Source organism: Paenibacillus sp. FSL A5-0031, assembly GCF_001956295.1.
In the GTDB taxonomy this organism is placed as follows: domain Bacteria; phylum Bacillota; class Bacilli; order Paenibacillales; family Paenibacillaceae; genus Pristimantibacillus.
Genome location: NZ_MRTD01000019.1, coordinates 45,821 through 72,672 on the forward strand (window position 1 = coordinate 45,821; position 26,852 = coordinate 72,672).

General features: G+C 37.5%; 31 protein-coding genes. 3 read left to right on the plus strand and 28 right to left on the minus strand.

What is annotated here, in order from left to right:
* Window positions 1–21: 21 nt before the first annotated feature.
* On the plus strand, window positions 22–1,542 hold the full coding sequence (locus BK120_RS26800) for an ABC transporter substrate-binding protein (RefSeq protein ID WP_076270579.1): 1,521 nt from the start codon (window positions 22–24) through the stop codon (window positions 1,540–1,542).
* A 105-nt stretch (window positions 1,543–1,647) separates the two neighbouring features.
* Here the strand turns inward: BK120_RS26800 and BK120_RS26805 are convergent, their stop codons facing one another.
* From BK120_RS26805 to BK120_RS26880, 15 genes are all read right to left on the minus strand, one after another.
* The gene (locus BK120_RS26805) at window positions 1,648–2,649 is read right to left on the minus strand and encodes an NADP-dependent oxidoreductase (RefSeq protein WP_076270580.1); all 1,002 of its coding nucleotides are present in this window, start codon (window positions 2,647–2,649) and stop codon (window positions 1,648–1,650) included.
* Between the two features lie 64 nt (window positions 2,650–2,713).
* Entirely contained in the window at window positions 2,714–3,052 is a 339-nt protein-coding gene (locus tag BK120_RS26810; protein WP_076270581.1) for an ArsR/SmtB family transcription factor, read from the minus strand.
* Window positions 3,053–3,302: 250 nt separating this feature from the next.
* Complete coding sequence (locus BK120_RS35560) at window positions 3,303–3,452, minus strand: hypothetical protein (protein WP_179089904.1); 150 nt, start codon at window positions 3,450–3,452, stop codon at window positions 3,303–3,305.
* Window positions 3,453–3,481: 29 nt separating this feature from the next.
* Window positions 3,482–3,895 (minus strand): hypothetical protein, encoded by a 414-nt coding sequence (locus tag BK120_RS26815; protein WP_076270582.1) that lies wholly within the window; start codon window positions 3,893–3,895, stop codon window positions 3,482–3,484.
* A gap of 123 nt (window positions 3,896–4,018) precedes the next feature.
* Window positions 4,019–4,612, minus strand: coding sequence for a YdeI/OmpD-associated family protein (locus tag BK120_RS26820; RefSeq protein WP_076270583.1), 594 nt, complete (start codon window positions 4,610–4,612; stop codon window positions 4,019–4,021).
* Between the two features lie 660 nt (window positions 4,613–5,272).
* Window positions 5,273–5,674, minus strand: a complete 402-nt coding sequence (locus BK120_RS26825; RefSeq protein ID WP_076270584.1) for a hypothetical protein — start codon at window positions 5,672–5,674, stop codon at window positions 5,273–5,275.
* A 661-nt stretch (window positions 5,675–6,335) separates the two neighbouring features.
* A complete protein-coding gene (locus BK120_RS26835) occupies window positions 6,336–7,112 on the minus strand; it encodes an AraC family transcriptional regulator (RefSeq protein WP_076270586.1) in 777 nt (258 codons plus the stop codon).
* 24 nt (window positions 7,113–7,136) lie between these two features.
* Window positions 7,137–7,712, minus strand: a complete 576-nt coding sequence (locus tag BK120_RS26840; protein WP_076270587.1) for a LysE family translocator — start codon at window positions 7,710–7,712, stop codon at window positions 7,137–7,139.
* A gap of 96 nt (window positions 7,713–7,808) precedes the next feature.
* Window positions 7,809–8,285, minus strand: coding sequence for a WapI family immunity protein (locus BK120_RS26845; protein ID WP_076270588.1), 477 nt, complete (start codon window positions 8,283–8,285; stop codon window positions 7,809–7,811).
* A 21-nt stretch (window positions 8,286–8,306) separates the two neighbouring features.
* The gene (locus tag BK120_RS26850; protein WP_076270589.1) at window positions 8,307–8,897 is read right to left on the minus strand and encodes a DUF3885 domain-containing protein; all 591 of its coding nucleotides are present in this window, start codon (window positions 8,895–8,897) and stop codon (window positions 8,307–8,309) included.
* Between the two features lie 28 nt (window positions 8,898–8,925).
* The gene (locus BK120_RS26855; protein WP_076270590.1) at window positions 8,926–10,056 is read right to left on the minus strand and encodes a hypothetical protein; all 1,131 of its coding nucleotides are present in this window, start codon (window positions 10,054–10,056) and stop codon (window positions 8,926–8,928) included.
* 153 nt (window positions 10,057–10,209) lie between these two features.
* On the minus strand, window positions 10,210–10,560 hold the full coding sequence (locus tag BK120_RS26860; RefSeq protein ID WP_076270591.1) for a hypothetical protein: 351 nt from the start codon (window positions 10,558–10,560) through the stop codon (window positions 10,210–10,212).
* Window positions 10,561–11,147: 587 nt separating this feature from the next.
* The gene (locus tag BK120_RS26870; RefSeq protein WP_076270667.1) at window positions 11,148–11,753 is read right to left on the minus strand and encodes a CatB-related O-acetyltransferase; all 606 of its coding nucleotides are present in this window, start codon (window positions 11,751–11,753) and stop codon (window positions 11,148–11,150) included.
* 140 nt (window positions 11,754–11,893) lie between these two features.
* Window positions 11,894–12,436 (minus strand): GrpB family protein, encoded by a 543-nt coding sequence (locus tag BK120_RS26875; protein WP_076270593.1) that lies wholly within the window; start codon window positions 12,434–12,436, stop codon window positions 11,894–11,896.
* Window positions 12,437–12,597: 161 nt separating this feature from the next.
* Window positions 12,598–13,491 (minus strand): AraC family transcriptional regulator, encoded by an 894-nt coding sequence (locus BK120_RS26880; protein WP_076270594.1) that lies wholly within the window; start codon window positions 13,489–13,491, stop codon window positions 12,598–12,600.
* Between the two features lie 233 nt (window positions 13,492–13,724).
* Here BK120_RS26880 and BK120_RS26885 point away from each other — a divergent pair, with 233 nt between their 5' ends.
* Both BK120_RS26885 and BK120_RS26890 read left to right on the plus strand, forming a co-directional pair.
* Window positions 13,725–14,576, plus strand: a complete 852-nt coding sequence (locus BK120_RS26885) for an aldo/keto reductase (protein ID WP_076270595.1) — start codon at window positions 13,725–13,727, stop codon at window positions 14,574–14,576.
* A 33-nt stretch (window positions 14,577–14,609) separates the two neighbouring features.
* Window positions 14,610–15,818 carry a sugar efflux transporter gene (locus tag BK120_RS26890; protein WP_076270596.1) on the plus strand — a complete coding sequence of 403 codons (1,209 nt, stop codon included), beginning with the start codon at window positions 14,610–14,612 and terminating at the stop codon, window positions 15,816–15,818.
* Window positions 15,819–16,002: 184 nt separating this feature from the next.
* Here the strand turns inward: BK120_RS26890 and BK120_RS26895 are convergent, their stop codons facing one another.
* From BK120_RS26895 to mle, 13 genes are all read right to left on the minus strand, one after another.
* On the minus strand, window positions 16,003–16,896 hold the full coding sequence (locus BK120_RS26895) for an aminoglycoside phosphotransferase family protein (protein ID WP_076270597.1): 894 nt from the start codon (window positions 16,894–16,896) through the stop codon (window positions 16,003–16,005).
* 30 nt (window positions 16,897–16,926) lie between these two features.
* Window positions 16,927–17,514, minus strand: coding sequence for a GNAT family N-acetyltransferase (locus BK120_RS26900; RefSeq protein WP_076270598.1), 588 nt, complete (start codon window positions 17,512–17,514; stop codon window positions 16,927–16,929).
* 192 nt (window positions 17,515–17,706) lie between these two features.
* The gene (locus BK120_RS26905) at window positions 17,707–18,006 is read right to left on the minus strand and encodes a hypothetical protein (RefSeq protein WP_076270599.1); all 300 of its coding nucleotides are present in this window, start codon (window positions 18,004–18,006) and stop codon (window positions 17,707–17,709) included.
* Between the two features lie 192 nt (window positions 18,007–18,198).
* Window positions 18,199–18,996, minus strand: coding sequence for a GNAT family N-acetyltransferase (locus BK120_RS26910; protein WP_076270600.1), 798 nt, complete (start codon window positions 18,994–18,996; stop codon window positions 18,199–18,201).
* A 132-nt stretch (window positions 18,997–19,128) separates the two neighbouring features.
* A complete protein-coding gene (locus BK120_RS26915) occupies window positions 19,129–19,587 on the minus strand; it encodes a hypothetical protein (protein ID WP_076270601.1) in 459 nt (152 codons plus the stop codon).
* 483 nt (window positions 19,588–20,070) lie between these two features.
* Window positions 20,071–20,592 carry a hypothetical protein gene (locus BK120_RS26925; protein ID WP_076270603.1) on the minus strand — a complete coding sequence of 174 codons (522 nt, stop codon included), beginning with the start codon at window positions 20,590–20,592 and terminating at the stop codon, window positions 20,071–20,073.
* A 104-nt stretch (window positions 20,593–20,696) separates the two neighbouring features.
* On the minus strand, window positions 20,697–20,918 hold the full coding sequence (locus BK120_RS26930; RefSeq protein WP_076270604.1) for a DUF7660 family protein: 222 nt from the start codon (window positions 20,916–20,918) through the stop codon (window positions 20,697–20,699).
* A gap of 197 nt (window positions 20,919–21,115) precedes the next feature.
* Window positions 21,116–21,943: an NmrA family NAD(P)-binding protein gene (locus BK120_RS26935; protein ID WP_076270605.1), complete on the minus strand. Its 828-nt coding sequence runs from the start codon at window positions 21,941–21,943 to the stop codon at window positions 21,116–21,118.
* 3 nt (window positions 21,944–21,946) lie between these two features.
* Complete coding sequence (locus BK120_RS26940) at window positions 21,947–22,342, minus strand: MerR family transcriptional regulator (RefSeq protein ID WP_256711035.1); 396 nt, start codon at window positions 22,340–22,342, stop codon at window positions 21,947–21,949.
* A gap of 201 nt (window positions 22,343–22,543) precedes the next feature.
* Window positions 22,544–22,786, minus strand: coding sequence for a hypothetical protein (locus BK120_RS26945; RefSeq protein WP_076270606.1), 243 nt, complete (start codon window positions 22,784–22,786; stop codon window positions 22,544–22,546).
* 551 nt (window positions 22,787–23,337) lie between these two features.
* Complete coding sequence (locus BK120_RS26950; protein WP_076270607.1) at window positions 23,338–24,309, minus strand: alpha/beta hydrolase fold domain-containing protein; 972 nt, start codon at window positions 24,307–24,309, stop codon at window positions 23,338–23,340.
* Between the two features lie 250 nt (window positions 24,310–24,559).
* On the minus strand, window positions 24,560–24,829 hold the full coding sequence (locus BK120_RS26955; protein WP_076270608.1) for a CD3324 family protein: 270 nt from the start codon (window positions 24,827–24,829) through the stop codon (window positions 24,560–24,562).
* A gap of 282 nt (window positions 24,830–25,111) precedes the next feature.
* Window positions 25,112–25,948 (minus strand): alpha/beta fold macrolide esterase, encoded by an 837-nt coding sequence (gene mle / locus BK120_RS26960; RefSeq protein ID WP_076270609.1) that lies wholly within the window; start codon window positions 25,946–25,948, stop codon window positions 25,112–25,114.
* Between the last annotated feature and the right edge of the window lie 904 nt (window positions 25,949–26,852).

The following is a 26,852-nucleotide window of genomic DNA, read 5'->3' on the forward strand; positions in this document are numbered from 1 at the left end:
TCGGCAGAAAGGCGGATATCGATGCAAAAGCGCTCTAGATACAGATATATCTTCATTACATTCAGTGTTATACTGCTGCTCACAGCGTATACAACCGGTTGCTCCCGGCAAGCTAGCAAAAACAACAATGATAAATATCATGGGGACACGGTAAATCTGATCTATTACACAATTGGAGAGCCTGACAAAGATCTGAAGCTCGTAAATGATAAAATTAATGAAATTATGGCTCGTAAAATTGGCGTGACCATCACCTATATTAAGGTGGGTTGGCAGGAGTATGAGGATCGGCTGAACACGCTCATATCCGCAGGAAGCCCGTTCGACATTGCTTTTGCCCCCAACTATGCAACTACCGCTATGCGCGGCGCATGGCTAAAGCTTGATGACTATCTTTTGAGTCTAGGTAAGGATTTGTACGACACGATTGACCCCACCTTCTGGCAAGGGGTTCGAATGAATGATGGAGGCATTTATGGTGTACCGACCAATAAAGAGCTGGCTGTACGTGATCATTGGATGTACCCTGCTTCGATCATAAAGAAGTACAATATTGACATTACCAAATACAATACGCTGGAATCGCTAGAACCATTGCTCCGGATGATTCAGCAGAATGAACCAACCTATATACCAATGGAATTAGATCGGGATTCACAAAATTTTTTCGCTCTCTATGGCTACGAGTATATTTTGAATCATAAAGTTCCGTTAATGGTGAAATCACTGGACCCTAACTCTAAGGTCGTGAATATTTTTGAAACAAAGGAAGCCCGGCAGATATTAGACACATTGCGGCGTTATTATAAAGAGGGCTTCATTAATAAGGATGCTGCACTGCGGGAGCCTGGCGGTCTTAAGCGTGGAGATCAGGTATTCTGGAAATCCTCAGGCGGCGGCCCACTCTCGGATACGAATTGGAGTAAGGATCGCGGGTACAAGGTTGTATCGAATCCCGTAACCCATAGTGTCGTCACTACGGAATCCGTCCGTGGAGGAATCATGGCTATTAATGCCAACACCAAGCATCCTGTTGAGTCCATTAAGTTTCTGAACCTGCTTAATACAGACCCTGAAATACGAAACCTATTTAACTATGGAATTGAAGGTCTGCATTACACGCTAGGTGAACATGGGCAAGCGATCCCCATTCCCGGCAAAGACAGCCAAGGCAACCCGATCCCGGATGCACCAGCGAGCTATGCAGGAGTACAATATACACAGGGTAACTGGTTTATCTTGAAAACTATAGGCGGCGATAACCCGGAACCGCTCGATAAGTGGGATCAATTCCGCAAATACAACGCTGAAGCAATCAAGTCCACCATTCTAGGCTTCACGCCCGATCTATCTAAGCTGACCGCCCAAACCGATAACATCGAGATGATTTGGAAAAAATACTATCCAAGCCTTATGACCGGTACGGTCGATGTTGACACAATCCTCCCAAAATTTAACGAGGAGCTAAAACTAGCAGGTATCGATGAGGTACGGAAAGAAATACAGAAGCAGTTGGATGAGAAGCGAAGCTCAAAGAGGTAAGTGCTATAATGCCTCCCACAGCCTATTATTGAATATGTTCTTGAGCGGAAAAGGCAGCCTATATCGGCTGCCTTTTGTCATTCTACTATTTTCACTTGGTAAAACTTACTTTATTTTAACGACTACCTTTCCTTTAGCCCTTCCGCTTTCAAGGTATTGAAAGGCTAGCCCTGTATCTTTAAAATCAAACACTTTATCAATTACCGGAATAATATGACCCTCTTCTATAAACTTCTTAATGATCTTTAATTGCGCTCCGCTTGGTTTCATAAAGAGGAAATGATATTTTGTACCGCTTTTCTTCTCTAGGGCTGTAATTTTACGGCTCACAATGGATAGAACAGCCGTCTTCAACCAGCCTAATTTTGCTTCTTTGCCGAATCTGGAATTGGGCAGGCCGGAGACTGATACTATTTTACCGTTTGGTTTCAGTACCTGGAATGATTTTTCTAAAGCTGTTCCCCCTAATGTATCGTACACCGCGTCATAGCCTGTAAGCATTTCTTCAAAATTCTCTGTTTTATAATTAATGATTTGATCGGCGCCCAGTGAGTTGACCAAATCATAGCCTTTATCACTTGCTGTTGTAGCGACATATGCGCCCATCAGTTTGGCCAGTTGGATAGCGAAGGTGCCTACCCCTCCAGATCCTGCATGAATCAAAATCTTTTGTCCTTTTTGAAGGTTCAAAATATCGAAAAAGGCTTGGTATGTCGTAAGTCCGACCAGTGGGATCGATGCCGCTTCTTCAAAATTCAGGTTTCGTGGTTTTAGAGAAATATCATCTTCATGAATGGCAATATATTCAGCTAACGTTCCGATCCTGTCTTTGCGTGGTCTTCCATAAACCTCATCACCGGGTTTAAATGCGCTCACGCGTTTACCAACCTTCGTTACTACCCCAGAAAAATCATTTCCGAGAACCAAAGGAAAGTCATACTTTAGCAGTAATTTTACTTTTCCTTCTTTTATTTTGAAATCGATAGGATTTAAGCTCGCCGCATAAATCTCTACTAATACATCATGTTCTCCCATTGTAGGCATTGGTCGTTCCGTCATGATTAAGGGTACATTTTTCCCATATCTCTCTATCGTTATAGCCTTCATTATTATCACCCCTATTATGATTATTCGTTTAAACATATAAACGTATAGAGCAAAAAAATTCAGCTTATTCCGTTGAAGATTGCAATGATCCATTACACTGAGCTTCTATAGCCTCAATTAAAGATTTAATTTGCTCTAAAGGTTTGCGGAGAGTCAGGACATAGTAATTTTCCACACTCTTTTTCTCGTAACTAACATAACCAGACTGTCTTAACACCTTCAAATGATGGGAGACGGCAGGCCGGGACAAGTCAATTTGATCCGCTATAGTATTAACATTAAGTCCAGCTTTATGCTGTGCAAGCAGCAAAATTATGGCTTGACGTTTTTCATCTGTAAGAACATCCAGCAAGGGTATGGAATCTTTAAATTGCTGTACGATCTGTTCAGTATTTTGGCTCATACACTCCACTTCCGTTCATTCGTTTAATTATATAAACCTATTATAACCAACTTTTTGACAAGATCAAATATTTTATACAATACCTATGCTGGCGGAGCAGAACTGGTATCCGTTCTTTATCCATAAAATCAGTTCTCCATCAATTCCGTCAAATTTGCCATTGCATTGTTATGTCTCATCTTCTTGTTACTATTAACTTGGCCACCATCAATAAGTAAACAGCGATTAACAAAGAAACTCCACCCCATAATTAATAGTTAAGGGTAAACATGAACTCAAAATCTTCATCAAATTGCTTAGTACTAAAGGTAATGAGTACGATAACTATTCCCGCTACATAGGCAACTAAAAGACCCAGTGCTGAGCAATTTAAGCTTCTTCTTAATTGCTGTTTTTTCATTAGCCACCCCATTATATTATTCCTTCTAACTACGAAGCCCACGCTTTATATAAGAATGCTTTATTAAATATACAATTATAAAAACGTATGTATTTCAAGGATTCTAAGTTTCTTTTTGCAGTTGGAAATTCCACAATTTGAATGTTAAACAGATCCATAACCGCGAAAACTGCCAAAGCAAACCCGCTGTTCCATAACGCATGAATCCAATTTTCTTCAAACTTCTTCTTACATTCATCAATAATAGTTTGGTTAATAATAATAGGAGTTGTTACAACCATCTCTGAGTAGAGATGATCAGTTAAATCCAACTTATCAACCATCCATTGCAGCCCTGCCAGGATTCCCTTATCATTTTCCAATGTAGCCTTCTGATGTGAGTCAACCCAGTTAAGCAGCTGATTTTTTCGCTCCTGAGTCATCTCCACAGTAACAATGAACATAAAACCACTCTTTTACCGTTTAGTTTAAAAAGCCAATAGACTTCATTATAAGTCCCATTAACTAAATGGTATTTAGCGACTGGGTTCTTCTATTTCTTTTGAACAGGAAAACAAATATACATCCTAATCATTTAAACCCTTTCCATCCAGAATTTGCTGCTTATATTTTTCAACCCTTGACTCGCGAGTTTTGGATTGTTTGGGTTCAGAAAAATAAAAAATGTACGCTCTTTGCCGTCCCGGCGTCAATTTTTCAAATGCAGTTTTCAAGGCAGGCATTTCATCTAATTTATTTTGAAATTCATCAGGAATTGTGTATTCTGTATTCTTTTTAAAAACCACTTCCAAACCGGCTTTTTCAACTTCAATGGCTTCATTAATATAGGACTTCAAGATAGCTTCCATTTCAACTATTTCTTGAACGCTGGTGAACCGAATTTGGCGCGCCGCCTGTACATTTTCTGTTTGTTGGATTAGGATGCCATTCGAATCTTTTAACAAGGCACCTTTGTGAAACAGAAGCGCGCAATATTCTTTAAATCCGTGGATTAAAACTATGTTTTTATTTTGAAATGTGTAACAAGGATGCATCCACTTATATTCTTCGGTCAGCTCACAGTCAAGTACGATATTTCTCAACTTCTTATATTCTTCTTTCCACTTTTTAGATTTACCTATAAATCCATCAACCTTAAGATTCAGTCCACTATTTGTCATCAAGGAATATCCCTCTTCATCAAATTACTATTATATTTTTAATATTAAGCAGATCATTAATAAATCCACTGGATTACTTTCTAAGCTTTCCCTTTTGTGCCCGCTCCAAGCTGATGGACACCGACTAATACCGTGTCATCACTTTTTCATCAGTTTCACATAGGTTCCATTGTACTGCATTTTTATGGATTGTGCAGTTTGCATACAAACTCTATTACAAATTACTTTTTTATCTTAACAATTTCATTGTATACAACCAGATTTCTAGTTATACCCTCACAAGTTATTACCATGCCAGTTGGCTCACTCATGATGGCTACTATTACTTGCTGTTCGCCTCATACTTGTGATTATTGTACTATGGTACTCATTGTTTATGAAATCAGTTGGTTTTTACAGTTTGGCACATTAAACGAACAGAATAAAAGGCCTCCGGAACATTCCGGAAGCCTCTCCATTCATTCCTCTTTTATGCCTAACATCGATTGATCATACTAGCGATATTCATCTTAGTTGATTTTTTCGGCGAACACTGCGATTAGCACCGGATAAGCTGCATATCGCTCCACGATATGCTTAGCCATCGTACGCATACACTCCAGCCACTCATTGTTTTTTTAACTATTTACCCATTAACTCAAACAGTCGTTCATAATTAAACTATCTTTTATTTAAAAGTAGCAGTCTTTTAGCCAAATAATCCTTTTCTATTGTTTTATTCACTAGACCATACTTATTTGTTTCATATAGCTTATCGTTTTCTACTGTAAGGATAGTTATGGGTTTATCTAATGTGGTAATTCCTTGTTGAATACTTATTAATAAATTTGAATGTACTTTGTTTGATTTTCTCAGAGGTTCAGAGTTTGAATGGATGGCTTCTCCCTTAATATTAATTCTCCCTTCCTCATTACGCCACCATCTAAATGTTTCGATTGCGGAGAGTGACCAATTTAGGTATTCTATCCACCCATCTCCGTGTTCTAGAAAATAAATGATCTCATCACTAGGTCCCGGATCAAATAAAGCATCTGCAGACCATTCTCCTACTATTTCATCCATACGTTTAAACCTCCAAAGTTATCGATTTCATCTCAAGTCATTATGTAAGATTAGGAGGGTCAAAAATCATCATGTTTAAACTAAAAAAAAGTATAAAGAATACAAAACTGAACAAAACGAACCGTGATTTTCTTATCTTTACTTTTCTGAAAATTGTTCGATTGCTAAATATTAAAATAGCTAGAAATGAAGCTAATAATAAAAGAGTTATGGGTAGGAGGACGATTATTACATCTTCTTCTCCTCTCATATCAGAACCGTCATGAAAACCCATAAAATAACCTATTACATATATACATGATGCACTGATTTTTATAATGTATGGAAACATCTGCGCTAAAAATGAATTAATGATTCCACCTAGTATCAGATATAATGTTTTCAATTACACACCTCCATAATTTAATAAGAACTCCTTTCTTTAATTTTGACAACCATAACTGTATAGACGTTAGATATCCAAAAATGTTTTAATTTATGGTATATCATCCAAAATAAACATTTTCATCTCAACTAAGCTGCTCGTAAACGCAACGAGGCTGCCAATCTAAGTCGGCAGCCTCGTATAATGTTTATTAAGTTATATTTGATTGAGAATAACAGGCCTAATCCCAGTGGTTATAGATTATCTCACCTACTGTCATAGGCACCTATCGCCCCTCTAATTCAAATATGACATATATTCGAAAGCAGTTGTGCCATATACACTTTTGAAATGTTTATTTAAATGAGTCAAATCCACAAAACCGCATGCAGCAACTGCAGAGTATATATCTCTATTTTTTTCGATCAACTGTTTAGCAAGTTCGATTTTGCAGTTAAGAAAGTATTGATACGGTGAAATTCCAGTATTCTCCTTGAAAAATCGAATAAACTTAAACTTTGATAAATGAAGTTCGTTACAAATCTCATCAAGTTTCAATACCTGTTCCAGATTGGCATGAAGCATATCCTTTGCCTTGTGAATTAGTGCGGTATCCTTCTTGTTGTCCGTCGAGAACTTCGTTTGGACGAGGCTATCGGTGAGGGATACGAATAATTCACTGCAAATGGCCTCGTCTTTTCCGCTCAATATTGCATAGGAAAGGTTTAATATCCCTTGTTTAAGACGATCATCATACACAACAGGTTTAGGAAAACGTACGATATCCTTTTTCTCAATAACCTCCAAAAACAATTGCGGATCAATATAGATCATAACATAATCTAGACCTGTCTTATCCTGCGCCATTCCATCATGAGCCTGTTCAGGATTAAAAAACATAACACCATTCTGGTGGGATAATTGTAAAGTGCCATCCAAATTATATTTTTGGATTCCACGTATAGTTACACCCATTGCATATTCTTGGTGAGCGTGCTTTTTATACGTAAAATCAGTCATATTCGCTGAGAGCACCGTAATACCCGCTGATTTTTGATAAATAAATTTGTTCATTCCATTCACCTCGTCATCACTTGCTTACATCCAGATCATGATTGCAGCGTAAGCGAGAGATAACGCCATCACTACATTAAATGTCTTATTATACTTTTGTAAAAACGCTTTGAAGATCGAACCAAAGAGAACCCATGTCATAAATGCCAAAAAACCAATTAACGTGATAGCTAGAATACTTAATGTGACTGCAGAACTTGTGCTATAGCTAGGCATAATGAAGGTTGGAATCACAGTCAATGTAAATAATACTACCTTTGGATTTAAAAACTGCATAAGAAATCCTGAAAAGAAAGTAGCCGTTTGGCTTAAAGCTCCGTTTGATGCATCCATTTTGTAAATTTGATAAACAAGGTAAAACATATAACCACTTCCAATGATCTGCATCACAATGATTATTTTCGGTATAATCGTTATGAGAATCGTGTTCAGCAAAGCAGAAATTACAAGTAATGAGGCAAAACCAATTGTTGCTCCAAACGAATATTTCATTGCCTTTTTTACACCGAAATTATGCACCGTGGATAATATGACGATATTGGTAGGTCCAGGTGTAAACGTAGCAATCGTACAGTAAATCAAAAAAGATGTAAAATCCATGAGAATACTCCTTTCAAGCTCTTCTCATAGCCTACATCTTAAAATGAAATTCCTATAGTATATTATTGCAGAACTAACGATTATTTCGCTATGGTTCTATGTGGCAAATCTGAAATCGGTATCAGCTTGAAGCTTCGTCACTAAAGAAAACCGTTTTAGATCCTGAATAGTTAAATCGATAAATTCTTGGTTAAAATGAAACTCTCCAGCTAGAGTCGAATTTATATGCCCATTGGAATCGTATCTTGAAGTTGAAAATGAATATGTAACCAATAAGTCTCCTTTGTAATTGATTTGCTCAATTGTCATTTTAAATTCATTCGGAGACATTGATTGTAAACTGCATTTTTTTGAAACTCTCCCACTCTCAACTTGATTAATAAATTGCATCAGCTCGTCTATTGAAAACCATACTTCTGCATTACAACCTGAAAATTTGTAATCAATCACATCAATCGTACAAGCTAAACTAGGAAGACGGTTATGTATGTACTCCACAAGTGTAAAATTAATGTATGATTTTTTGTCGTCAGAATATATCCTAAAGTCATAATCTGTTATAGGTTCAAACATCTATTATCCTCCTAACATGACTTACGATTTGAAGATGGAGTCGATACTCTCTCTATCGTAATCTAATATCCAGTGATTATAATTTATGTAAAGTTCCTGGAGAGGTGCCGTTGTGTTAGAAGCAATATCTAAACCTCTGTCGTCATATAAATAAAAAATCGTATTACGAGTTGTATTCACGAAAAATATTCTATGATACGCGAAGAGAAACATTGCAGGCTTAATATCTGATGTTTTGCAACTCAGTACATAACGGAACCTTACCCATCCATCTTCCTCTTCATCAGATATCGTAATGCTGTTACAATTAAGTTTTTTTAAAATTTCGTTGCTTTTAACGCCTTTTTTAAAAAATTTTATCTTGTAAGGCTTACTCTTCCTTCTAAAACTAAGAAATAAAACAATAAATATTTCATCACTTTCACTGTGCGTTTCTTTAAATAGTTGAGTAGTACGATAGAGAACTTGTTCTCTGTATTTTTCATCAGAAACCAAAGGATCCGGGTCACCGATTTCAAATCGAATGCCTACATCCGCGTTATAAAATAGAGGGGATTCCAATTTTAGTCCTAGAAACTTGTCATTGAGATAACGATCAAGTGATGTTGTCACTCATTTCCCACCCTTTCCCCGAAAAGTACTATAGTATTTGGCTTCTTAGGTTCCAAGACTCTTCTGCCAAATCAAGCAGTATCTGAGCTACTAACAACTGATGACTTGATTTTTCTTTTTGGTTTATTTTATCGTCTACTTCTAAATTACTAAGCATCTTATCAATAACCATGATAAACCTAAGCGATGCGGTCGCAGTAAAACCGAAACGGGCGAGTTTGAAATTCCCGTCCCATCCCTTATCTCTGAGTCCTTGCATATAATTTAGAAATAACTCTTCCTTATACTCTGCTACCTTGTTAACAGGAACTTTCTTTTTTAATAACGCATATCCAAACATTCGACCAAGCTCTTCCCCTACACCTGATATACTTGCAAACTGCCAATCAATCGCTATTAATGAATCATTTCCATTCAATTGCTCTATAAAAATGTTATCCCAGTGTACGTCTTGATGGGCAAATACACGAGGCAGTAATTCTAATGTCTCCAGCAAGCTGTTTACTCGGTCTCTATTGATACGATAAAGCTCCCACATAGAGCTCTTACCATTAAAATCAATCAAGCAAGAATCCCAAATAACTTTTTGCTCCTCAATAGGTTTAGCATAAGCAGCACACACCTCCACCCAAGAACGCATCCAATTATGACATAAAAAAGATTCAGTTGGGAGAGTTGTCCCTGTTATGTATGCGCCATTGTATTTGCCAAGTAAATAGGATATTTTACACATGTGCTTGAATGACCATTCACTTTGGACATTTTCAATAGCTATATCCTCGAGCCAGATCGAGACATTTTCATCCGGATGCTCTTCTACTGTATAGCATAAGGGAGCCTTTATACCAAGTGGCAATTGATTCAGAATCCCTGAACGATAAACCAGAGCTTCGCGTTTCCAGTAGTAGTAGTGATTGATTTGATTACGCATAGGGTCAGGTTTTAATATCTTGAGTATCATTGTATAATTTTGTTTTCTATCGTTGTCCAGAGCTATACAAGATACCCTATAAACCGAACTTTCTTCCTTATTTTCTCCAAGAGGGCTACAATTCCACGATAATAACTGTAAATTTTGAGAAGATACAACTCGCCGTAATAGTGACTGTAAGTAATCAGGGTCAATTTTAATATCTTTTTCCGTTTTTGCGGTTGTCATTATGAATAGACCTCTGTTTCTTCAAAATATATACATTTAAAATACGTGAAACGGGTCCACGATTCCTTCCTGACAATTGCATTAACATCCGGCTAACTTAATGAAAAAAGGAAGCAGTCGCTTTAGCAAACTGCTCCTTAAGAGTGAAACTGTTTAATCAAGCACAAAGAAGTCGTCAAAAGATTGACCTTCTAATGTATAAAGCATTTTATAAATACCTATTTTTTTATTCTTATAGACAATCGGTATATAGGATACGACATAATCGAAACCATATGAGTACCCTTCGCTAACTTTCGTTTCATCCCACGTGTCTATGAATAATGCTACGCTTTTCATTTCTACTGTTAGTAGCTCTGCATCAAAATCATCACCAAATACTTGTCTAAACTCCCCTTGGTTATCTTCTTGTATGTAATTATTAAAGCAAAACCAAAAACCAGCAATGGTTGTTTTTTCAATATCTTTTTTTACAGCCCATTGTCGTAATCCTTGGTCCATCATACTATCACCTCTTTGTTATTGTAGTCCCCTTAACTCAACAAGGCTGCTGATTTATGTCGGCAGTCTCATCATAGTGAATGTTATGTTAAAGATTTTCATGAGTTTAACGACTCAATGTACTCGATTAACATCTTTTCATATAATAAACTGTAAAAAAGGCATCCTCGTTAAAGCCAAATTGCCTGCTTTCAATAACATAGCTGTCATCGAAAATGTCAATGACATCACCAGATATCAAGGTCGGTAATGAAACTTTAGTTTCCTGTTCAAACAAGCATATGTTACCAACAAAGAAACGAGTGATAAAAAATTCAATTGGTGGAAACTCCGTTTTATAATTACTTATCCCCAACATTTGGCACCCCGTAAGATTATAATTAATTCTTTAATTTCTCTTAGACAATTTGTTCTGAAACAGCTTGTTATTTTTCTTCTCCTACCAAATATTCGATTTTAAGAAATTTTAGATAATCAAATATTCAGGACCAGTAACATCTATTAGACTTATCAACAATTCTCAAATTTTTAATATTCGTTATATTCGCGTAATGAACCAAAATATCTTGCCCGTTAGCATATTACCATTCTTATAATGACTTCAGCAGTTCTTTTAAATCATCCGTATTATTGCTTGTCAAAATAGGAATATAATCAGTTATTTTTTCAACATCCCAGTTCCACCACTTCAAAGTATTGAGAATATCAATAGTCTCCTCGTCAAATCTATAACGGATTAATTTTGCTGGGTTACCTCCAACAATGGAATAAGAAGGAACATCTTTAGTTACAACTGCGTTTGTTGCGATTATCGCACCATCACCAATTTGAATCCCCGGCATAATTGTAGCATTATAGCCTATCCAAACATCGTTTCCTATAACTGTATCCCCTTTGAAACCACCACTTAGATTCTTTAAGCCGGCTTCCCACTCTCCTCCAAATGCCCCAAAAGGAAAGGTTGTAAATGAATTTGTATTATGATTCCCACCATTCATAATAAACTTGACGCTTGATGCTATAGCGCAAAATCTTCCGATTTTCAGCTTATCTCCGATAAAGTCAAAATGATAAAGAACGTTTTTCTCAAAGCCTAACGGATCATTATTATCGTCATAATAGGTGTAATCTCCAACTTCAATATTTGGATTAACTACAATGTTTTTAAGAAAACATAAGCTTCTGATATCTTTCATTGGGAAAACACTTTTTATATCTGGACCTATCAATTAGCGACACTCCTAAAATATATTTTTTTTAACTATGTTCATCAATGTACATAATTATCATTCAAGTTAACTTCCCAATTAGTTAAATGATTCTTCAAATCTTTTGTTTAGTTTTTAAAATTTTTAGTTACTCTTAGCTCGAATCCTAAACTGTCCAAAATTGAATTAATAAACTCAGTTTTTTCATCCGCATACAACAGTTTATCTGTCTGGTGTTTCTGGGAGAGTTTCACTTTCAACTCTTGATATTCGTTTAATGCTGCGTTATTTTCCAATAAATAATCTCGAAATGCAAGTTGCTTCTCAAGATACAAACTGCCTGTTTGAAACATATGAATTTGATGAGTTCTTGGCTCACCCTTACTAAAATAATGTCTGTTGGGTAGTATGTTTGTTCCCCCATAAGCATATCCAAGTTTCTCTAAGCCGTTGACACATTTACTCCCATGTTGAAATTCTTTTAATTCAATTCCTATATCAATAATAGGTTTCGCGGATAGGTTTTTAACAGCTGTACTGCCTATATGGTGGACTGCCAAAATAATCTCACCAAATTCATTTTCAATTTGTGTCTTCTCCCATATAAATTCCTTCTCCCACTCTGCCGTCCAAGCCGTAAGAAAGACCTTACCTTTGGGTAGTCCTAACACTCATATCACCTCTGAAAAAACCAATATTTTCATTATATTTCAAATTCGTTGGGTTTGCTGTCCGTTAGCTTAATGAAAAGAGCAGGCTACCACAAGTCAGGATTATGTCTACTTTCTAAGTATTTCCCTACCTATCTGGTTTCGAATTTATTTTTAGCCTTTTATGCTTTCTGCCGTTTTATATCCTGTCTCGGAGGAAAGCCAAACATTCGGGAATACTCACGGCTGAATTGCGAGGGGCTTTCATAGCCTACTCGAAATGCGACATCAGTGGCATCTGTTGATTCGTTTAAAAGCAGGCGACGAGCTTCCTGCAGTCTCAGCTGTTTTTGGAACTGAATTGGACTCATAGCCGTTACTTCTTTAAAATGCCTATGAAACGAGGAGACACTCATATTCGCTATTTCGGCAAGCTCTTCAATACGGAAAGTACGATCATAATGATTCACGATCTGCTCAATAACCTCTCTAATTTGGTGGATTGAGCTGCCCTCCATTACAATTTGTTTTAAAACACTTCCATTCTCACCTTCCAGCACCCTATACAGAATCTCCTTCGTAATTAATGGAGCAAGAACCGGAATATCTTTGGGATTATCTAACATACGAGCTAACCTGAGGACCGCATCCAACAAAGTCGATTCCATCTGGCTGACAAACATTGCCCGATTCGGATCTATTTTCGATTTCACTTGATTTTCAGACTCTTGTAGAACCTCTAAGATTTGGCTTGGTGTAAATTCAAGTTTAAAACCCAGATAAGGCGTGTCGGGAGACGCTTCAGTAACTTGGGCTGTGACCGGCAAGTGAACAGTTGCAACAAGATACTCAGCAGGACTGTATCTATAGCGCTCATCCGCTAGCCATACTTCCTTCGCACCTTGGACAACTATACATAAGGAAGGTTTGTAAACTCCATGCCTGGGTATATTAACATTTGAGATATGGATGAAAAATAAGGATGGAATAGCGGTAGGATGTACACCGTCTTTTCCAGAATAACGCTTAATGATTTCGGCGAGTTCATTCTGCTGTTTCATGATTATTTCAGACATTGGCCCCTCCAACAACGTTATTTTTATAGCTCAATTATAGACCATATGCATTTATTACATAAGCGGTAGTGAGAGGATTAGGCAAACATTTGATACGAATGGGATAACTGTCTCTTTTTAATCCAGTGCATAATAAGGTTGTAATCGGTAAATATACAATGAATCATTTGATAAGGAATTTACTAATTTTTAGCTCCCCTACACTTACACACTAAAATAATGGAGGTCTTACCGTGCAAAAAGTAATTCTAAACAATGGTGTTGAAATGCCTACTCTTGGTTTTGGTGTTTTTCAGATTCCAGATGCAAATGAATGTGAAGAAAGCGTTCATGAAGCTATTAAAGCAGGCTATCGCCTGATTGATACAGCTGCCTCTTATTTAAATGAGGAAGCGGTTGGCAGAGCAATAAAACGGAGTGGCAGAGCGAGAGAAGAGTTATTTATCACTACAAAGCTTTGGGTACAGGATACTGGTTATGAGCGCACAAAGAGGGCATTTGAACGATCACTAACAAGATTGCAGCTTGATTATCTGGATTTATATTTAATTCATCAGCCCTTTGGCGATGTGCATGGCTCTTGGCGCGCTATGGAGGAGCTATATCGTGAAGGAAAGGTCCGTGCAATTGGCGTAAGTAACTTTCACGAGGATCGGCTAATAGATTTGATTATTCATAATGAAGTTGTTCCTGCCGTAAACCAAGTGGAAACACACCCTTTCAACCAGCAAATCGAAAATGCAGCCTTCATGAAAGAGAACAATGTTCAGATCGAGTCTTGGGCGCCATTTGCTGAAGGGAAAAATAACTTGTTTCAAAATGAATTATTGGTAGCTATAGCCGAAAAGCATAATAAATCCGTTGCCCAGGTTGTTTTGCGTTGGCTAACACAAAGAGAAGTCGTTGTCATTCCAAAGTCGGCTCGTAAAGAAAGAATTATCGAAAACTTCAATATCTTTGATTTCGAATTAGACCATAAGGACATGGAGTCAATTGCTGCATTAGATACGAAACAGAGCCAGTTCTTTTCACATCGGGACCCGGAAATGGTGAAATGGATCGGTACAAGGAAACTCGATATCTAACTATCTTCGGGAGGGAAGAAGGAGGATCAGAGATTGCTCGCACGATTTAAAAAATTGTTCGAAATTAAAGGGTATCGTTTATTCGTCATCTGCATGCTGATGATCGGGATCGGAATATCGATTACAACGCCTTATCTAGCTCTCTATTTCACAGAAGATTTAGGAATGAGCACTGGGGCGTTCGGCGTGTTCATGGCAGTAAGTTCGTTAAGCGGTATTTTGGTGAACACGCTCATTGCCAAACGTTCGGATAGCGGTCTAGACCGGAAATGGATATTGATTGCAGCAATGCTTTCGTCTGCTTTGGTGTATGCTGCGTATTTGACATTCGATAATTTCATTATGCTGCTGATTGTGGTCAGTATATTGAGTGGATTTGGGGCTGCCTCCATACCTCAAATTTATGCTTATGCACAGGAATCTGCCAATGAAAGCAAATTCGTTGACAAAACGTTAGCGATGTCTGCATTACGTTCTCTGATCTCTCTAGGTTTTCTAATCGGACCATTGGCAGGGACTCTTCTTTTGGCGGCGATTGGGTACAGCGGTCTCTTTCTGGTGACATCCGCCATCTATCTTACGACAGCATCTCTTATATTCCTGTTTCTTTCAAGCCGGAAAGCAAATCCACAAAAACCTGGGTTGAGCAACACAGTCGGTACCTCTTTGCTCATTAGCAGGCAGATCAGGCTGCCGTTTATCGCTTTTATTCTTCTGTTCACGGTTAACGCGATGAATTTAATCAACACGCCGCTCTTTATTGTGAACGTGCTTCAAGGCACGCATACGGATGTCGGGTTAGTGGTCGGTATTTGTGCCGGCCTTGAAATTCCCATTATGCTGATCTTAGGTGCGTATGGTAGAAAGATATCAAATCATACTCTTTTAATGATTGGCAGCATTATTGCTATTTTCTATTTCGTCACCTTAGGTGTTTCGAACGATCCGATTCAACTGATTATAGCGCAGCTTATGCAGGCAACGTTTGTGGCAATCGTGATGGGCAATGGACTTAGCTATTTCACGAATATGATGCCGGATTCACCGGGGGTAGCTACAACGCTCTATACCAACGCCTCCACCATAGGTAGGCTGGCAGGAACGCTCGGAAGTGGAATCATTGCCCAGTTTACAGGATTTCGATCGGTATATTGGATATGTCTGGTTATTGTGATTTTATCATTAGTCTTGTTATGGCGAACAAAATCAGAAGTAGGAGAAGAAGTTCAGTTATCCATTTGAGACCTACAGCTTGCACTGTTTTGACGTCTGTCCTTATAACTCATAACGCTGAACAATTGAACTAGCTTGTCCGTTATCTTAAGAAAATGAGCGGGCCACCGCAGCGCCTGCTCATTTTAATTCTTACTCATATAAAATAAACTCCACTGCGAAAACCAAAGTCTCTGTTAAATGGAAGCTAAAGTTATTTTTCAATTTTCTCTGATTCGTAGTCGTCTACGATTATATTAATAATTTTATATGATTCGTCTGCAATTGCTTTGTTAGTATACTTATTACCATTGTAGGTTATTAAAGCCTTCCATAACGCCCATCCTCTTGCTCTGTTCCAAGTTCCTTCATCCATATTTAATACACTTTTGAATATCTTTCTACTCTCTTCATCAAAAAACGTCCATGCCATTGCAGCATCACAAGCAGGATCACCAACTCCCAAAATACCGAAATCAATGACTGCATAGAGTTTTCCGTCTTGAATGAGTATATTTCCTGGTGCTATATCACCATGGACCCAAACCGGCTCCATTTCCCATTTAGAATCAAGGGCTGATTCCCAAATTTCTTTTAAGACCTGTTCATTAAAAACATCTTTATTATTCTCAATTGCATATCTTGACTCTTCATCGTATACAGCTATAGATCCGCCTCTATAGAAATTATGCTCCCCGGCTAAAGGACCTTCACTAGCATCAATAGATTGTAATTCAATTAAAAAAGAACCCAAGTCTATTGCAAATTGGTTAAGATCATTTAATTTTTCCAGAGACAATGTCTCTCCTTCCAACCATTTGTTGATTGACCATGGCCATGGATATTCTTCATTAGGATTCCCCTTAGCTAGTGGCATGGAAATGGGTAAAGAAAGTTTTGCGGATAACATTGGCAGCCATTTTTGTTCTTTCTCCACTTGAGGAGCGTAGGATGCTGCACTTGGCAATCTTACACTCATATGTTCACCTAAATGAAATGTTCTATTATCATTCCCACTAAATTTTACAGGTCTGATATCTAGCTCAGACCATTCTGGGAATTGTTCATTTATTAATCTTACAACAACATCAACATTTATATTTTTCATTAATTACCTCTCCAATCACCCAAATTGCGTCTAAATAATATGATGGTCCTTGTGAAGAAAATTCACATACTCATCCTTCGTTAAACCAAACAAGATGGAATCATGATATTTTCCGTTTATGTAGAACACTTGACGCCTGATTCCTTCTTGAACACACCCTACTTTTCTAAGCATACTAGCCGATGGCTCATTTCCTTCAAGAACATAATCATTGAATTTATTTAGTCTACGCTCGAAGAAAGCATATCTTAGGAGCATGTGTACTGCCCTGGTTCCATATCCTTTACCTCGGTAGGGTTTATCAATCACGATGCCTATGCTAAATGTTCCGTTCCTCTCGTCAATGCTATTTAAATTAATACCGCCTACACTTACACCATCCAAGTCTTCAATGGTAAACATAATTCTACTGTTCGTTGATGAAAAGTCCGTATTTTCCTCAACAAATCTTTTTGCTTCAGAAATTGTAGGCGGCAATTCTATTGTACATTCTAACAATCGACGCGCAGGAGTGTCATATCCACTTACAAAACAGCTTTCCCAATCTTCTAGTGAAATTCCACGCAATCGTATAGCTTCGTCTTGCCAAAAGTAAGTGCTGTAGTCTATTTCTTGCATAGAAACACCTCCACTCAATGAATAATTGTTATAATTATAACTAGTAAATTCAATGCGTGGTTAGTAATTTTCGGTTATAACTATTTTGCCCGTTAGCTTAATAAAAAAAGCAGGCCACCGCAGCGCCTGCTCATTTTTTTATGCTATTTAATCACCATATCTGTTAGTTTAACGTGCTAATTATACAAACAACTATTCTTCTCGTTTCACTTTTTTTCGTCGAGAGAGTGATATCCCTCCAAAGCCACTGATGACTGCAATGTAAAAACCTATATCATACCACCAGCCAGAGTTGTAGATTTCATATACTCTAATATCGTGATTGAAAATGCCAATAATAACGGAAATAGGAGCAACCCAGCCATGCCATATTCCCCAGAAAAAGCCTGCAGGATTTTGAGCATTATTTACTCCATCTCCAGGTACACAGCCCGTTAATGAAAGAACAGTAAAAGTCATTAGTACCATTATTAATAAATACCTTTTTTTCATATCTCATCACCATCCAATAACAAGTTTAACGAAGCCAATTTGTAAAATATATAATTTCACTTCTATATTATGGAGACTAATCTCAAAATATTCTACAATTTCTTTTCCCTATATTAAACAAGCAGCCAACCTTTAAATATCTGAGATGTCCTCGCCTTCAAAGCGCTCCCTACGTCAATGGGCCTCGCCACGCTACATGTTATACCAATACATCGGATGCTCTGCGATTAGATCAAATCCAAGTTTATTTGCAAGAGATATCGATGCTTGATTATCTGAATGACAACTCCAGTTTGGTAGTAGTCTTTTACTCCGACATTCATTGATAAACTCGATACCAACTTTTGTCGCGAGTCCTCTACATTTATGTTCCTCAATTGTAATAATATCAATCTCAGCAAAACCTCCACCAACGTAAGGAGATGAACAAACGCTTATGATTTTATTCTCTTTTGTAATAAAATGTCCGATACCGCACTCATTAAAATACTCGTTGGAATCCCACACTAGCTTATAATATGTATAGAAATCCTCGCGATATCTATTTGAGATATCTTCGTTTAGCGCTTCATATTGCAGTCCTTCATCAATGTTTATATGTATGTCTTTACTATTTTCAATAAACTTTTGCTCATTAAATCGGAAATAAATACGTTTTATTTTATTAGCATGTTCTAGTTGATATTTCTGGAAAGTTCTTTCCCATTCGTCTGTGAACAACGCCAGTGCATAGAACCCAATGTGGTTGTCTTTATGATTTAGAAATTTCGCTACAGCGTCATTAAATGTGCAGTCTGAGGCATTACCAACTAAACAATAAAATCCACCGCAACTTGTAAGGAAAGCAGCAGACGGATCTAATCTACTGTTTACAAATATCCTTCCATTTTGCACATGCTCAATAACAGAAAAGGCAAAGACTGCTTTGTTTTGGATTTTTGAAAACATCGGTAATACTTTAGTAAATTCGTTCCTACTCAACTCGAACATAACCCACCTCATTAAATATGCTTTCATTATTATTCGATCATAGATTCAGTTACCATTAGTTTTCTGATCTACCCATTAGCTTAATAAAATGAGCAGGCCATTGAAACGCCTGAGTTAACAAATTTCAGGGAATTAATCCTTATTTCTAAGCTTATTAAAATGATTTATTGTAGATTTCACATCATCTTCATTATTAAAATCAACTAGCTTACGAAGTTTCGTGCTCCAGCAATTTAAATTCAAGGAAGCGCATAACAACTTACATATTCGTAATGCTTCAGTTACACTACCCTCTTCTTTATAAACATTAGTTCTGACAGATATCTCTTCAGCCTTTTCTGATTCGGTGCCTGTATTTAGTTCGATCTCAACTCTGTATATCCCATCATCATATAGAAAATAACACGCATCATTAAATGAGTTCCAAGATTTCAAAGTTGGTTCATTTTTTATATAAGCTGAGTTTTTGAGTAATTCTACTGTTTGGACAAAGTCGAAATTGTTCTGCCCAACAAACTCCATCCCATCTTCAGTAACGGTTGGTTCATTTCCAAATGGAAATAGAATAAACTGATAATCTCCGATAGCCACAGTAATCTCCTCCAAATATGGAAAGTGAACAATTTACAATTGTTGATCGTTCAATCAAGCTAACGAAAAACTTCAATTAGCTTATTCAAAACGATGTATTCCAACACAACTATTCCTATGCAGAAAAGTATAAAAAACTGAAGTCTCGCTGTGTTAATTCTATCCTTCCAATATTCCCCTCTAAAAAATGAAATTATGTTAGGAGTGAAAGTATGCCTAATAGATTCGTTATAATCATTTTCATCCACAAAGAAAATACGGAACAGAAATTTATATATTGGAATATTTAAAAGAAATAAAACAATAATCATAACCAATTCAAGAGTCATATTGTTTTCCTCCAAATATATCTTTACCTTATTTTACAATATATGTTTTTACTCATGCATAACAGACTGATACATCATATGGATCAAGGAACTAGCTGCCGATGTGGGAGTATAATGATACGTACAGTTATTGCTTTCATGAGGTGACATATCGTTAACCTTCTTCTCTGTACGTACCCCAGCCTGATTTTCTATAATGTTTCATTAATGCTTCATTATAGTTTTTAGCACTAAACGAATATATAAGTCCCTTATCTTTATCTATCAATCCTATTAATTTCAGAGCTTTCACATTAGAATAGGATAATAAAACACTATAATTATTAATAATCTCACCTGTGTTTATGGTACAAACATAATAATTATCAAATTTATTTTTTCTTTCAGGCTTAAGTGGTTCTAGCCCCATTTGAATACGATTTCCCCCTTTTTTCCACCAAATCGAATTATGTCCCCAATAAAAGTCTTTAGCCCAAAACTCGGGTGACTCATGATAAGCCATTTCATCATGATTAGTTAATTCAATGAGTCTCCAATTTTGATTTATTAAATCAATCGCTTCTTTAAGACTAATTGGAAATCTTGATATTAGCTCGATTATTATCGACCATATAAAATATCGACCCTCTAAATTCGTACGAAATCGAATATACCGTTTAAGATATGATGTTTTCATTAAATTTCCTTCCATTATAACGTCTTATTTAAAAAGTTTGTGATCATTCTACTAAGGTATTCTCAAAGTGAATAAATCTATTAAAATTGGACTAATAAAAAAAATCACTCGTAGGATTTTCCGGCAGAGAGAATAATTGCGAAAGTACGCCAATCTGGCTCAAGATTAGTCCCTGAATCTTCAAGCCACGCCTTCATCCCATCTAAAAATGATTCCAAATTCGGTTTTTCCCAATCATTTTTATTTGTATTCAAATCGCTCATTAAAGAAGCTACAAATTGAAGCATATCCTCTTTTGTTTTTACCTCATAAGGGTTTAAGCTCATTGTACTGAATCACCTCAGAAAAAGTTCTTAGTTTAACTGTTTTCGTACTCAATTTTAACACATATTGGAACTATCCTGGGCGTTAGCTTAATAACAAATAAGCAAAAAAACTTCCCCGCAGTACCCTGCAGAGAAGTTCTCTCTAATAAAATATCTTTTCATTCCGCTATAGTTGCTGCTTTGTGTAATATCTCAATTCATTGATTTTTAAAATATTGCACATGCTCTGACACCCACTGGGCAAAGGTGCGTGCTGGTCGGCCAGTGACCTGTTCAACGGTAGGAACCACTGTATATGCAGATTTAGGAGGGTTTGCATGCCAGCCTACTACAAAATCAATAACATCCTCTTGGGCTCCCTTATTCCGCATGCGTTCGCGTGCTTGCTCTTCGGTGAGCTCGACGAATTGGATATCCTTCCCGATTGCAGCACTGATCGTGCGAACCTTCTCTGGTATGGTTAGCACTTCAGGTCCGGTCAACGTATAGATTTTACCTGCATGACCGGTGTTGGTCAGTGCGGTTGCAGCGACACTGCCGATGTCGGCCGGGTGAATCATCGCATCCAAAGAATCAGCAAATGGCTCCTTCACAATGCCTTCCGAGCGAATGGACTCTGCCCAGATAAGTGTATTGGACATAAACTCTGGAGGCGGCTGGAGAAAGGTCCACTCCAGGCTGCTCGCTTCCACAGCCTGCTCCACGGGTCCATTCACACCGCTCCACAATACTGTGACTCGCTCTACTCCAGCTTTCTTGGCCAGTTCAACAATTTCGGGTCCAGTCTGCAGCGGGCCAAAACCTTCACTGTTAAACGTAATTAAGTGCATGCTTGTAACGCCTTTCAGCACGGGCACAAGAGACTCTGGAGAAGCAAGATCGCCATATACAACCTCAACCTCTTTGGGGAAATTTGCTTTTGCCGGGTTACGCGTCAACGCACGCACATTATGACCTGTTCGGACGAGTTCTTCAACGATATATCGACCCACATTTCCGGTTGCTCCTGTTACTAAAACCGTCATGGCTCAGCCTCCTTGATTTCTATTATCTTGATGGTTTTTCATTAAATTGATATGCTTTTTCAAGCTTAATTCCGCATCTGCTAAAGCTTTCTGTTGTCGAATAACTTCAACCAGTTTTGTTTCATAGATTTGAAGTAATTCATCACAATACTCGTCTTTTTCGCCGAATTCGTCGTTACCCGGATATTGGCAATACATAATATCTTTTATCTGATCCGTTGTGAGTCCTAAATTAAGATAGAGTTGAATCGTATGAATGACTTCGACAATAGAATCATCAAATTCGCGATAATTATTGTCAAGACGAGAAGCGGTTATCAGCCCTTTTTTCTCATAGTGTCGTAAGGATCGAATACTAATGCCGGTCTGTTTCGCTATTTGACTTATTTTCATTTTCATAGTTCAACCTCCTTTCTTTGTATTCTTAGTTCATCATAAAGTATGACACTAGTGTTATAGTCAAGTCCTTTTTAAGAAAATGAGCAGCCCACCATAGTGTCTGCTCACATTTTTTATAATTCAACTATTGTGTCCCGTTATCTCAACAACCAATATACCCGTAGCCAGCCTCGTTATAAAAATAATTAGAACCCTTCAATACTATTCAGATTGTCGCTCACGTCCCATCGCCTCAAGTACTTCGAGTTTTTGCTCATACTGACGAATTAGGGCTGGATCGGGCCCATCGCGGTGCTTTTCGATGAACGCCTGAAGCGCTTGACGGTATTGCGAAATGAATTTTGAGTTGGTGGAGTTTGTTGCAAGTTTGACTTCGGCTTTTATAATCGGTTTCAAATCCTTATTAATTATCCATTTCTTCCCGTATTCTGACTTATCGCTCATGATGAGGAGATTACGTTCGAAACCTGGAACATACTTGGCGACGAAAACTTCACCCTTAGGCGGAATAAGAATGGCATTACGCAGCGGATAAATACTAATTTTGAGATAAGTACCCTGTTAATTGCACGAGGAAATTCAATGCGTTTTATACCAGAAATCATTTAATTAAACAGCCCTATTCTAATTTATACTATGCCAGCCCTATTGTTGTATTCTAATGCGTTCTTGTTTACCATGACCTTGTTCGATTTTCAGCGGCTTCTTATCTAAAAAATATTCCCACCCATTTGCAATTGCATATTCAAACAATCGTTCACGTTCTTATATATGAGGGTTGAAGTGCCATCTTCCCATCTAAAAAATCTCGATAATAACTAGTAATTTTAAAATTCGTTAGATATACTGAACTATCCTGCTCGTTAGCCTAATAACAAGAATGAGCAAATAAACCTCCCCGCAGCATCCTGCAGAGAGGTTTATTTTCAATTTGAATGGATCAGACTTTTGACTTTTTTGGTTCCCTATTGGCTACGCCAAAAATTCGTTCCGCTTTAAAGTACATTCAGCGCCTTCAGCAAAGCCCATTCACTGGATTTGAATCCTTCTATTGAAAAATGAGCATCTGGAAACATCGGGGACAAATGATGGTACCCAGGGTATACATGTAATTCCACTAACACACCATTAAAGACCAGTTGTTTTGCAAATAATAAGGCTTCATCGATGAATAAATCAATGCTGCCTATACTTATATAAGTGGGCGGCAAACCAGCTAGTGATTTTGCACGCGCAGGCACATAATACTCACTAACCGCTTCATGACCGGGTTCATGGCCTAAAACAGATTTCCAGCCGAAATAGTTACTTCCTTTTGTCCAAACAAACTCACCCGCATAGGGATGTTCTGGCGCAATACTTGTACGGTCATCAAGCATTGGATTACGCAGCCTTAGATGATGAATATCAAATTCCTTTTGGTCACGAATGTAAATGGCAAGACCCGCTGCTAATCCTGCACCGGCACTGCTGCCGGATATGGCCACTTTTTGAGAATCGATCGCTAATTCCTCTGCATGCTCAATACACCATTTTAGACCCGAATAACAATCCTGTAGCTGACTAGGCTGAGCATGCTCTGGTGCCAAGCGATAATACACAGATACACAGCAAAAACCGTGCTGGGATGCAAGTGACGCGTTAGCTGTACGATCACCAACCGGACTTCCCATAACCATACCGCCGCCGTGAATAGAATAAAATAAAGGCAACTTCTTGCGCTTTGGCTGGATTGGTTTAATGATCTCTATGCGAATATCTGGACCTCCAAAATAACTTGGTACTGTTTTTTCTTCAAAAGTAACTGGGAACAACTGCGTAACATCTATTTGCGGCAGCATTTTTGCTTGATTGTTACGTGATTCCATTAACATTGATTCAGAAAGATCCGTTGTTGGAAATAAATCAACTACACTTATAATTTCTTGATCAACTAAATGTCTGCTTCTGTTTTTTTGCTCACTCATGGTTTTTAATTTCCTCGCTTTCTATCTATACACATCATTCATTATGATGTGCTGCTCTTCGTTTTATGCAGTAATTCGAGCCCTTTCTAACTTTCTTTCGTCTGCTAATTTCCAACTATCATGTACACACTCATTTGCTAAACCTATTTTAAATAATGTAGACAGCTATTCATATGTCAACAATGGCTTAGATTCATTGTTAACACAAAAAAGGCACTAATGAGAAATTCTCACCAGTGCCCTTTGTTCTTTATTCATTATGTGAATACACAATTCTCTTAATCGTATCTATGGAGAGGAAATATTCCTTGGAAAGCTGCTCAATACTGCTTTTACTCATAAAAGCATTTCTAATAGCGGCATTTCGTTGATCCAGTAACTGTCTACCACCGCTCAAGCTTCCCCAGTTTTTATATTCCTTTTCTTGCTTAGGAATGTAAAGAGCCTCTCCTTGAACATACTTTTGAATTTCCATAATTAGCTCTTCAGGTAATATCTTTGTTGCATTAATATATTTCAACTTCGCCCGCTCCTTATTTTGACAATTAAAAATAAGGTGCAAAGCCAAAATATTAGAAAAGCTTATTCAGCGCTATAAAATGTTTCGCCCCACGCAAAGTAACGCTTTTCCAATAACAGGCTTTGCATGAGTGGAAGAAGTACCAGATAATCTTAAGAGATTTTCCATCAGTAAGCACCCCCTTTTCCTAACAAGTATAACATAACTTCAAATGGAGAAGATCCGCATAGAGAAAACGTGAACTAAGCCCTTAACCATACGATAAATCGGCTTGTACTAATTTCATATTGATGTGTGCTTGGAAATAGAAGTAATTATTATATCCCAGTCATCATAATGAAGTTCATGTCCAGTACCCTCCAATGTCAGTAAAACCGCATCCGGAATTTCATTAGCAAGATTTTCTCCATGTTTATAAGGGATAATAGGATCTTCAGTACCGTGAACAATCAGAGTGGGAGCAATGGTTTCATTCGTCCTAACCAGATAAGATTCCCCACCTGTCAGTAAGGCGTGATTCCCCATGCTGGCAATATTGTTGCTTCTAACAAATTCTTTTTCCGCCAATGCGCCAATTCTCTTCTCATCAAAAACATGCTTTGAACCGACCAGAATCTTTGATCTATTAATGGCAAATTCGACTACCGACTGTTTGTTCGTCCAATCTACAGCCCCCATATTCGAGAAAAACTCCATAATTCTTTCCTCCATCGGAGGAAGATGCGGAGCAAAATTGGACGTTGAAACGAGGGTAATGGTTTTAACCCTCTCCGGATGCCGCAGAGCGATCATTTGAGTCAACATACCACCCATGGACATGCCTATGATATGAGCTTGCTCAATCTTATAAGCATCCAATACTCTTATTGCATCATCTGCCATATCTTCAAAAGTATAACCCGGTTGACCAGGCTCGTAAGTTGTTGAACGTCCAACATCTCGGTTATCATAACGAATGATAAAACGTCCTGCATCTGCCAAACGCTGACAAAATTCTTCTTCCCACCAAATCAATGAGGATTGTGCACCCATAATTAGCAAGATGGCCGGATGATCTGGCTTTCCGAAACTGTCTGCACATATATTAATCCCATCTACTTTTATTAGTTGTTCGTTCATATGGAACCCTCCAATGTTTCTTGAAAAATAAAAAACACAGGCCATAGGCCTGTGCGCATACTGTAATCGAAAAAGAATTTGAGAATGAACACAATATTATGATTACCCTATGGAAGAGAATCAGTCCAATAACCGGGTAGATCATAAAAAGTTCAATCCATTTCCTTTGTATCTAGTTTATATGGCATGGAGGTAGGGTTACCCCTCTCCCCAATGATATAAAACTAAACTAGGTTACCGTGAAGGCAAACTAATCTTCGATTACGATGCACACAAAATAGTCTTAAACCACAAACCAATTCATTGTGCAAAAAGTATCGAAGAATTAGATCAACACACGTAACCCCTCCGTTCGTATAAGTTAAATTTATGCTAACATATGACAAAGTTATATGTCAAATACTAGGCGGTTTCCTTTGTGTTAAACTTTATCCTAGTTTCATAAAGCTATGCTGCCTCTTCACTTATGTTATTTGAAATTTTCGCGAATTGATTTACATACCCTGCCAGATAAAAAGCACAGCGCCAACAATTGGACGTTTTTATACGCTCAGCATTATTGAACATTTGCTTAGAATAGACCGGTTTCTCAAAACGCTAACCATATTTTCAGCCTGTTTTTTGAAACTTTCCTTTAAGTAACCTAAATATTTTTATTGTTTTTTCCGAGAAACCTTGAAAGAAATCACTTAGATATTTTTGGACAAGGAATCGTACCAAACTAAAGAATAGAGAAATAACTATTATAAACACAAATAGTTTTAATCCTGTTTCTATATATTCCATTTAGATAACGCCCTCCTATTCAATTATCATTATATACTAATAAATCGATTGAACTGGAACATGTCGATAACCGCTATCCATACAGAAACTTTCAATTTCACGTTTGGCCAGACAGTTA

Bases quoted from the DNA above. Each gene is read 5' to 3' on its own strand.
- BK120_RS26805 (WP_076270580.1), bottom strand. From the start codon at position 2,649: ATGAAGGCTATAACGATAGAGAGATATGGGAAAAATGTACCCTTAATC.
- BK120_RS26815 (WP_076270582.1), bottom strand. From the start codon at position 3,895: ATGTTCATTGTTACTGTGGAGATGACTCAGGAGCGAAAAAATCAGCTG.
- BK120_RS35560 (WP_179089904.1), bottom strand. From the start codon at position 3,452: ATGAAAAAACAGCAATTAAGAAGAAGCTTAAATTGCTCAGCACTGGGT.
- BK120_RS26860 (WP_076270591.1), bottom strand. From the start codon at position 10,560: ATGATGGACCAAGGATTACGACAATGGGCTGTAAAAAAAGATATTGAA.
- BK120_RS26855 (WP_076270590.1), bottom strand. From the start codon at position 10,056: ATGACAACCGCAAAAACGGAAAAAGATATTAAAATTGACCCTGATTAC.
- BK120_RS26825 (WP_076270584.1), bottom strand. From the start codon at position 5,674: ATGGATGAAATAGTAGGAGAATGGTCTGCAGATGCTTTATTTGATCCG.
- BK120_RS26925 (WP_076270603.1), bottom strand. From the start codon at position 20,592: ATGAAAACATCATATCTTAAACGGTATATTCGATTTCGTACGAATTTA.
- BK120_RS26820 (WP_076270583.1), bottom strand. From the start codon at position 4,612: ATGACAAATAGTGGACTGAATCTTAAGGTTGATGGATTTATAGGTAAA.
- BK120_RS26810 (WP_076270581.1), bottom strand. From the start codon at position 3,052: ATGAGCCAAAATACTGAACAGATCGTACAGCAATTTAAAGATTCCATA.
- BK120_RS26910 (WP_076270600.1), bottom strand. From the start codon at position 18,996: ATGTTCGAGTTGAGTAGGAACGAATTTACTAAAGTATTACCGATGTTT.
- BK120_RS26905 (WP_076270599.1), bottom strand. From the start codon at position 18,006: ATGAAAAAAAGGTATTTATTAATAATGGTACTAATGACTTTTACTGTT.
- BK120_RS26800 (WP_076270579.1), top strand. From the start codon at position 22: ATGCAAAAGCGCTCTAGATACAGATATATCTTCATTACATTCAGTGTT.
- BK120_RS26935 (WP_076270605.1), bottom strand. From the start codon at position 21,943: ATGACGGTTTTAGTAACAGGAGCAACCGGAAATGTGGGTCGATATATC.
- BK120_RS26840 (WP_076270587.1), bottom strand. From the start codon at position 7,712: ATGGATTTTACATCTTTTTTGATTTACTGTACGATTGCTACGTTTACA.
- BK120_RS26845 (WP_076270588.1), bottom strand. From the start codon at position 8,285: ATGTTTGAACCTATAACAGATTATGACTTTAGGATATATTCTGACGAC.
- BK120_RS26930 (WP_076270604.1), bottom strand. From the start codon at position 20,918: ATGAGCTTAAACCCTTATGAGGTAAAAACAAAAGAGGATATGCTTCAA.
- BK120_RS26895 (WP_076270597.1), bottom strand. From the start codon at position 16,896: ATGAAAAATATAAATGTTGATGTTGTTGTAAGATTAATAAATGAACAA.
- BK120_RS26945 (WP_076270606.1), bottom strand. From the start codon at position 22,786: ATGAGCGATAAGTCAGAATACGGGAAGAAATGGATAATTAATAAGGAT.
- BK120_RS26950 (WP_076270607.1), bottom strand. From the start codon at position 24,309: ATGAGTGAGCAAAAAAACAGAAGCAGACATTTAGTTGATCAAGAAATT.
- BK120_RS26835 (WP_076270586.1), bottom strand. From the start codon at position 7,112: ATGAACAAATTTATTTATCAAAAATCAGCGGGTATTACGGTGCTCTCA.
- BK120_RS26880 (WP_076270594.1), bottom strand. From the start codon at position 13,491: ATGTCTGAAATAATCATGAAACAGCAGAATGAACTCGCCGAAATCATT.
- BK120_RS26940 (WP_256711035.1), bottom strand. From the start codon at position 22,342: ATGAAAATGAAAATAAGTCAAATAGCGAAACAGACCGGCATTAGTATT.
- BK120_RS26900 (WP_076270598.1), bottom strand. From the start codon at position 17,514: ATGCAAGAAATAGACTACAGCACTTACTTTTGGCAAGACGAAGCTATA.
- mle (WP_076270609.1), bottom strand. From the start codon at position 25,948: ATGAACGAACAACTAATAAAAGTAGATGGGATTAATATATGTGCAGAC.
- BK120_RS26870 (WP_076270667.1), bottom strand. From the start codon at position 11,753: ATGAAAGATATCAGAAGCTTATGTTTTCTTAAAAACATTGTAGTTAAT.